General features: G+C 39.1%; 4 protein-coding genes and 1 rRNA gene. 2 read left to right on the forward strand and 3 right to left on the reverse strand.

Going from position 1 to position 8,546, the window contains the following annotated elements; translation table 11 throughout:
• Window positions 1–352: 352 nt before the first annotated feature.
• From tsaE to topA, 3 genes are all read right to left on the reverse strand, one after another.
• Complete coding sequence (gene tsaE, locus MUW73_RS01910) at window positions 353–769, reverse strand: tRNA (adenosine(37)-N6)-threonylcarbamoyltransferase complex ATPase subunit type 1 TsaE (protein ID WP_243018113.1); 417 nt, start codon at window positions 767–769, stop codon at window positions 353–355.
• Window positions 766–2,952 (reverse strand): MutS-related protein, encoded by a 2,187-nt coding sequence (locus MUW73_RS01915; protein ID WP_243018112.1) that lies wholly within the window; start codon window positions 2,950–2,952, stop codon window positions 766–768. The genes tsaE and MUW73_RS01915 overlap by 4 nt, the downstream gene beginning before the upstream one ends.
• A 142-nt stretch (window positions 2,953–3,094) precedes the next feature.
• Window positions 3,095–5,407 (reverse strand): type I DNA topoisomerase, encoded by a 2,313-nt coding sequence (topA, locus tag MUW73_RS01920; RefSeq protein WP_243018111.1) that lies wholly within the window; start codon window positions 5,405–5,407, stop codon window positions 3,095–3,097.
• A 683-nt stretch (window positions 5,408–6,090) separates the two neighbouring features.
• Between topA and MUW73_RS01925 the strand changes: the two genes are divergently transcribed.
• Both MUW73_RS01925 and MUW73_RS01930 read left to right on the forward strand, forming a co-directional pair.
• A 16S ribosomal RNA gene (locus MUW73_RS01925) occupies window positions 6,091–7,615 on the forward strand.
• Between the two features lie 229 nt (window positions 7,616–7,844).
• Window positions 7,845–8,339 (forward strand): hypothetical protein, encoded by a 495-nt coding sequence (locus MUW73_RS01930; protein ID WP_243575203.1) that lies wholly within the window; start codon window positions 7,845–7,847, stop codon window positions 8,337–8,339.
• Window positions 8,340–8,546: the final 207 nt, after the last annotated feature.

Consider the following 8,546-nt stretch of genomic DNA (forward strand, 5'->3'; position numbering starts at 1 on the left):
GCTGCAATGGATGTTGAAGGGTGGATTCTGTTTTTCCAGCTGTAAGGGGCGCTTTCCGCAACTTTTTACCAGGGCTTGATTTTTTGCTTACTTTTTTATCAAGAAAAAAGTAAGAGGAAAAAAACTTATAATCAAATAAAAATAATTAAAAATTCCTTAAGTTGATGCCATTGCTTGAACAGATACAAATATTATCTATGGTTGTTTAACAAATAGGGTCAACCTATATGTAGCTGTTAACGATATGAGTAAAAACTGTTTTTCTATTTCAGTTATAACGGTTACTTTCTGAATGCAACTATTTTACAACGGGCATTTTTTGGTCCAATGCTATCACAGTAGTGAATAGATACTAATAACAAGTGCAAGTCAAATGCCTAGTGGTAGGTGTTGTTACTTTTATATTAATCAAGCAATAATGTACAGGTAAAATAGCAGCAATTTTTGAAGGCCATTCTATAAAACAATAAGCGCCAGAGGTAAAATACCTTTCAAAATCTAACGCAATTGCATCATCGATATGGTTGATTCGATAACAATCAAAATGGTAAATAGGAGCATGGTCTATGGTTTCATATTCATTAATGATTGAAAATGTTGGACTGTTAACTACACCAACTGTTTGCAACACCCCACAGAGCTCTTTAATTAAAGTAGTTTTTCCAGCCCCCATATCACCTTCTAGTAGCCATATTCTATGATCAGCTGCATAACGCAACAATTGACAAGCAATATCCTTGAGTCTACCCCAAGCACTTTCTATGATCATTTTATTGGCTGCATTTCAGGTTTCTTTTTATTTTTATTTTTCTGCTCAAAAAATTTCAATAGAGGAAATTTTTCAGGATGTTGAACAATTTCTTGGGCCTGTTTGAGTAATTCGGGGTCATATCCTTCTTCTTCCAGTATTCTTAAAGCAACAGTTTGGTCTGCTTCACCTGGTACAATTTTATAGGTATAGTGGAGTTTTCGATCTGGCTTTTCATCTATAAAAACCTTAAAGTTTCTAATCCCCCTGTCTTTGAAATTACTGCTTAAAGTCATTAAAATAGGATAATGGGTCGAGACAATATGCAGCGCATTGGTATATTGCGCCATAGAAGCCAAGATACCATAAGCAGCAGCACTAGCTTGCAGCGGATTAGTACGGGCCAAAGGTTCATCAGAAATAGTAAAAATAAATTCATCTGGCTTAGCGTTTTCAAGCATATGCATGTACCGTTGCATACGCTCTACTTCTACCATAAAGAGTGATGCGCCACATGCAATGTCATCTTTGAGCTCAATATAAGTATTGATTTTATTAAAAGGGGTAATAACTGCACCTTTAGCAGCCGCAATCCCAAAGGTTTGACTGAGCAGCAAATTAGTGGCTACACCAGAAATAAAAGAAGATTTTCCACCTGCATTTGGTCCAGAAAGGATCATGTTACGAGTCTTATCTGAATCGAGTTCTAGATTGTTATCTATAACTGTTGCAGGATTTAACATTGGATTCCACATAGCATTCAAATGCACGCATGGTGTTTTTTGTTGAGAACGATCTAAAAATTTAGTGAAAGTATAACAGTGCTCCGGAAAAGTTTCTTTTGCCTCTTTTACCAGTGTAGCTATACCAACAAAGCTATCTAGTTGACCTAATTCATACATAGCCGGCTTCAAGCAATCTTTATATTCTGTAAATAAACTATAGGTAGCCAATAACCTACCATTATTTCCACGAATATAGGACCAATTATCAAGCTTCATCTCTAAAAGATTTTTTATCATTATCCCTATATCTGTCGATTCCTTGCTTTTTGCCAATAGCCCTCTAATCGCAGTTAAGGAAGAAGCATAATTTACTTCTAAGGCATGATGGTCTGCTATAATAGCACTTAATTTTTCAATAGTTTTGATAAACACTTGCACATGCCGCATACGAGCTGCTAAGTTTCGAAAAACAGCACTATATTCTTGATAACTTTTGACGCCGCAATACCCTCGCCATATAGCTAATGCATGTGTAGCCGCTACGCCAAAGAAAGGTAACACTAATGGCTGACCATCTGTGTTGTAATAATTATTAACAACATGTCCGATAGACATAAAAGGAACAAATAAGGGGAAGGGAGCATAGCTAGTGCTTCTACTTCCTTGAACCATACCTCCTTTTGAAATAGAAGTTAGCAGGTAGTGCGCTTCACACCCAAACAGGCCAATTGCTGGCAGCATAACAAACTCACCATATATATCTAAAAAATTTCTAAAAAAAATCCGAAGATTAAGCTTGCTCGTTTTTTTATTGATAGCAGGATTAGCTGAGAGAAACCGTTTATTCATATAAGTTTTATAGGCATGGCTATAAAGGGGATCTGTGTGTGTCCATAAAGAAAGTAAACATTGTTCTACTTTACGGTAATCTGCTAAACAAGCTTTTAAAACTGGTAAACAAGCTGGTTTTTCCAATAATAACTGCAAGGTTTGCTGGCGATTAGAGAGTGTTGCTACATCACTAGTTGGTGTGATTAAAAGTGTAGCCAACGCACACTCACCTAGTACAGTATTAGTCCTGTTAATCCGTGATAATAAGTGATAAGCCGGATTAGTAGACCCACCACAAAAGAGTATTAAATCAGTCCATGCATTATCGTTCAATATAGCACTATCTGGTGAGGGATTATTCGCGGCAATCTCAGAAAATATTGTACGTAAAACAATCTTACGTTGGGTAGTTTCAGCTAATTTTATATTATGCGTTTGGCGCATAGTTTCTTTCATCGTCTTTGACACTAACACGCTAGCATCAGCAGGTAATATCGGAAAAGATCTTAAATAATTACGTGAAATTTTTTCTGTAACTAATTCATTATTCCATTCCGCCTGAGCAAAGACCCAGTCACTACTAATAAAATTGAACCATAAAGTCAAACAAAATAATTGAATGATGGTACGATGGCTACTAAATCTCATAATAAAAAATAATATTTGTTTTAGAATACTTTGGATAAAAAGTTTAAGAAATTATTACAGCAGCTAATATAAGGTTTTATCTACTAAATAAACTAGGATGGCCAGGGTGGTGCATCACCTAATAGCTTAGCTAGCCAACTTTTTATGATCTCTTTTTTGCCTTTACATTGTTTTCTAAAAGATTTAGACATTCTTCGAAAGTAAGTAGTTTAGGATCTGTAATATCTTTAGGAACACGAGTATGTTGTTTGCCATTTTTAATATATGGGCCCCATCTTCCATTTAAGATTTGTATAGCTGGGTCTTGAGGAAAAGTTTTGATCAGCTTTTCGACATCTGCTTTCCGTTTGGCTTCAATAATGGCTATGGCGCCTTCTTGATTAATGGTAAATGGGTCATCTGTCTTGGGTATGGAATAAAAAAGAGGGCCATGTTTAATATAGGGGCCAAATCTGCCTATGTTGACCATTAGGGGCAGCGTTTCAAATGTGCCGACTACACGGGGTAACTTAAAAAGCTCTAAGGCCTCTTCTAAGGTAATGGTTTCCATACGCTGATTAGCCCTTAGCCCTGCAAAGCGAGGGGGGGCCTCAAGGCCATCCGCTTCAATACCCAACTGAACCAATGGACCATATTTTCCCAACCGAACTATTAACGAAGCATTGGTTATGGGATCTTTTCCTAAAAGCCTAGTGTAGTTTACCATCGATCGGTCTATACCAGCAGTAGCTTGCACTTTAGGATAAAAGCTACTATAAAATTCACTTAACATTTGATTCCAAATCTTGGCCCCTTGTGCAATCTTATCTAACTCTTTCTCAACATGAGCTGTAAAGTTATAGTCGGTTACATCAGAAAAATGTTTGACCAAAAAGTCATTGACCACTGCGGCCATATCGGTTGGGAAAAGCTTTTGTTTCTCTGCACGAACAATTTCAGTTAGCTTTTCTTTATTAAGCAGATTATTTTGTAGCGTTAATAAGGTATAAGTACGCGAAAAACCTTCACGAGACTCCAATTTGATATATCCTCTTTTCTGAATAGTAGCAATAATAGGTGCATAGGTAGAAGGGCGCCCGATCTCTTTTTCTTCTAAATCTCTAACTAAAGTGGCTTCCGTATACCGAGCCGGCGGATTACTAAAACGTTCCCTGGCCAACATTTTTTCTAATGATAGTTCCTGGCCTATATGGAGAGGTGGTAACATCGTTTTATGCTCATCTGATCCTTCTTCATCTACTTGATCACGTAGATAGGCCTTGAGAAAACCTTCAAATTTTAATACTTCACCTGTTGCGATCAGCGGCTGGTCGGTTGTAGAGATTTGAATAGTGGCTATGGTCTTTTCTATTTGCGCATCAGCCATCTGAGAGGCCATAGCTCGGCGCCAAATAAGTTCATAAAGCCGCTGTTCATCCTTTTGGCTACTAGCTATTTTCAAGGAAAAATCAGTAGGACGTATCGCTTCATGGGCCTCTTGTGCAGTGGATGATTTCGTTGTATAACTTCTAGCCTGGAAATAATCCGCCCCATAAGTTGTAGTCACCATTTCTGCAATATGCTCTATCGCCTCTTTGGAAAGTGTTACAGAGTCTGTTCGCATATAAGATATTTTACCCGTTTCATAGAGCTGCTGGGCCAGTACCATAGTACGGTTTACAGAATAGCCAAGTTTTCTACTAGCCTCTTGCTGTAACGTAGAAGTAATAAAGGGCGGGGAAGGTGATCGTTTTAATGCTTTCGTATCCAATTTTTTAATCGAAAAAGACGCCCCTTTGCATTTTTCTAAAAAGGCAAAAGCTTCTTCTTCTGTTTTAAACTTTTCTGGACCATCCGCTTTGAGTAGCTGTCCTGTTGGTAAAACAAAAAAAGCAGAGACTACAAAGTGAGCAGTCGAGACAAAACGGTCAATGGCCCTTTCTCGCTCTACTACCATCCTTACCGCAACAGATTGTACACGGCCTGCAGAGAGACCTGGTTTAATCTTTTTCCATAATAAAGGCGATAGATCATAACCTACTAGCCTATCTAAAACACGTCTGGCTTGTTGTGAGTCTACCAACGCTAAATCAATGGTACGTGGTTGTTTTAATGCGTTTAAAACAGCCATTTTAGTAATTTCTCTGAAGACAATCCGCTGCACTTTTTCATCTTTTAACTCAAGTGCTTCTTTTAAGTGCCATGATATAGATTCCCCTTCTCGATCATCGTCACTAGCTAAATAAACGCAATCAGAGCTATGGGCCAACTTTTTAAGTTGTTGTACCACCCGTTCTTTTCCAGGACTGATTTCATAACTAGGCAAAAAACCCTGCTCAATATTAATAGCATTATTGCCCTTAATAAGATCTCTAATATGACCATTAGAAGAAGCTACTTGATAGTTACTGCCTAGATAACGTTCAATCGTTTTGGCTTTTGCAGGGGACTCAACAATAATTAAATTTTTTGCCATAGAAAAATATATAAACCCCGATTATAATAAATTTATATTATTTAAACAAATACAGTGATCTGTATTCATTCAGTAATGTGGTAAGGCTACTTAAGAACATACCTCCTTAGATTAATTTGGTTCCCGGGCTATAAATTTACAAATGGTTGTTTGATTATAGCATATCATCGCTTCTCAATAATTTGAAATATTACCTATAATCAGCTTTTAAAGCTGAAAAATAATTTTCGTAGATCTACCAATACAATTTACATTATAACAGCAAACTATAGCCTATAACATTTAGTTTAATGCTAAAAAGTAGCCTATCAGGCATCATCCTAGCTTGACGCTCGACTATACTACACCTAAAGTAACTTTATACAGGAACTATAGATGTGGTTTATAAAGTATTAAAACAGAATATAATTATCTGATTATCATTTATTTTATATAAACTCCAAGATTTTTTATCCTTTATTTTTTAAAACTTTATTGCAAATTAGAAAAAAGTACGTACCTTTGTTTCAGAGTTAATCAAAATAACATAAGCAGTCAACCAAAAAGCAGCCAGTTATTTTTGATTTAGACTTGAAGTTCTTTGAAATAAATGTAGGTAAGAAACTCATTTAAATATGAGTGAGAGAGGAAAGTGTGTGACTCAAAAAATCATTCCTTATATAGGAATAACGTTAATAAATAATAGAAAGAAGAGTTTGATCCTGGCTCAGGATGAACGCTAGCGGCAGGCCTCATACATGCAAGTCGAGGGGCAGCGGGACACTTCGGTGTTGCCGGCGACCGGCGGACGGGTGCGTAATGCGCATGCAATCTACTTTACACTGGGGAATAGCCTCCGGAAACGGGAATTAATACCCCATACAATCTTGCTAGCGCATGCTAAAAAGATAAAAGCTCCGGCGGTGTAAAATGAGCGTGCGTCCTATTAGCTAGTTGGAGAGGTAATGGCTCACCAAGGCTACGATGGGTAGGGGTTCTTAGTGGAAGGTCCCCCACACTGGCACTGAGATACGGGCCAGACTCCTACGGGAGGCAGCAGTAGGGAATATTGGTCAATGGGCGCAAGCCTGAACCAGCCATGCCGCGTGCAGGATGAAGGCTCTCTGAGTTGTAAACTGCTTTTGTACAGGAGCAAAAAAGCCCCTGCGGGGGCTCTTGAGAGTACTGTAAGAATAAGCACCGGCTAATTCCGTGCCAGCAGCCGCGGTAATACGGAAGGTGCAAGCGTTATCCGGTTTTATTGGGTTTAAAGGGTGCGTAGGCGGCTTATTAAGTCAGTTGTGAAATCCTAGTGCTTAACGCTAGAACTGCGATTGATACTATTAGGCTTGAGTTAAGAAGAGGTAGGCAGAATTTATGGTGTAGTAGTGAAATGCTTAGATATCATAAGGAATACCAATAGCGTAGGCAGCTTACTGGTCTTTAACTGACGCTGAGGCACGAAAGCGTGGGGAGCAAACAGGATTAGATACCCTGGTAGTCCACGCCGTAAACGATGATCACTCGATATACATGAAACCTCGTGTGTGTCTAAGCGAAAGCGTTAAGTGATCCACCTGGGGAGTATACTCGCAAGGGTGAAACTCAAAGGAATTGACGGGGGTCCGCACAAGCGGTGGAGTATGTGGTTTAATTCGATAATACGCGAGGAACCTTACCTGGGCTAGAATGTATTTTGACACCTTGAGAAATTAAGGGTTCCTTCGGGACAGAATACAAGGTGCTGCATGGCTGTCGTCAGCTCGTGCCGTGAGGTGTTGGGTTAAGTCCTATAACGAGCGAAACCCTTTTACTTAATTGCCAGCACGTAATGGTGGGGACTTTAAGTAGACTGCCCGTGTAAGCGGGAGGAAGGAGAGGACGAGGTCAAGTCATCATGGCCTTTATGCCCAGGGCTACACACGTACTACAATGGCATGTACAAAGGGAAGCTACTTGGTAACAAGATGCAAATCTCAAAAGCATGTCTCAGTTCGGATTGAGGTCTGCAATTCGACCTCATGAAGTTGGAATCGCTAGTAATCGCGTATCAGCAATGACGCGGTGAATACGTTCTCGGACCTTGTACACACCGCCCATCAAGCCATGGGAGTTGGTAGAGCTTGAAGACAGTGGCCGTAAAAGGAGCTGTTTAGTGTTAGACCAGCGACTAGGGCTAAGTTGTAACAAGGTAGCCGTACCGGAAGGTGTGGCTGGAACATCTCTTTTATAGAGTAAATACCATTCCTCTCTTCTTACCACATTTATTTTAAATAACATTTTTCCTCTTTTTCAAATTTCTCTTCTGAATTATTTCTGTAGTTATTTACTATTAACAATAAAGGTTAGAGCAATGTATACTAGGTCGCCTTTTTATAGAAGCGGATTATCTATCAAGATGTTTGGTTTTTTATGCCAAATTCCTTGCAATACAATTATCAACTGCCTACTATTATCTTTGTCCACATTGACTGCATGCGGTCAATATCCTAAGCAAAATAGATGCTGCTTCCTATATCAACTTATGCCTACTTCTTTTTACTTTGTTGCTCCTGCTTCTCCCGTTCTTCCTGTTCCTCCTGCCCCTCCTGCTTCTCCTGTTTCTGATTTTGATTTCTCTTTCCCTCCTTCTCGTTTTGATTTCTCTGCTCCTCCTTCTCCTCTTGCTCCCGGTCCCGATCCCGATCCCGGTTCTGATTCTGATTCTTCTCTGGGTCCTTTGGTTGCGCCCATTATTGGTGGTATTTCTGGTGGTCTTGTTGGCTTTTGTGTTGGTATTGCTGCTGGAATTGTTCCTGGTATTGCTGTTGCTGGTGATGTTGGTGGCATGGTGAGTGGGACACTTGGTGGTATAGTTGGTGGCAGTCTTGGTGTTATTACTGGTATCTATGCTTTTGCTGAGTACCGTGTTGCTAGTGTGCCTTCCCCTATTCCTCGTCAAGGGTATATCTAACTGACTTTTAGCATAATCTGCTTATTGGTAAGCACTATATAGGCAACACTGAATCTATTGAGAGATCAACTATTTTTTACGTTTTTCCATTAGCTAGCTTATATTTTGTAAATAATTAAGATGGACTTTCATGGGTTTTTGATCATTAATGAAAGCTTTTTTATAGTTTCCGTTCACCACTATGGCTTATGCTAGGAAAAAACGCGC

The organism is Candidatus Cardinium sp. cByotN1 (assembly GCF_022810525.1).
Classification (GTDB): Bacteria; Bacteroidota; Bacteroidia; order Cytophagales; family Amoebophilaceae; genus Cardinium.

Bases quoted from the DNA above. Each gene is read 5' to 3' on its own strand.
- tsaE (WP_243018113.1), bottom strand. From the start codon at position 769: ATGATCATAGAAAGTGCTTGGGGTAGACTCAAGGATATTGCTTGTCAA.
- topA (WP_243018111.1), bottom strand. From the start codon at position 5,407: ATGGCAAAAAATTTAATTATTGTTGAGTCCCCTGCAAAAGCCAAAACG.
- MUW73_RS01915 (WP_243018112.1), bottom strand. From the start codon at position 2,952: ATGAGATTTAGTAGCCATCGTACCATCATTCAATTATTTTGTTTGACT.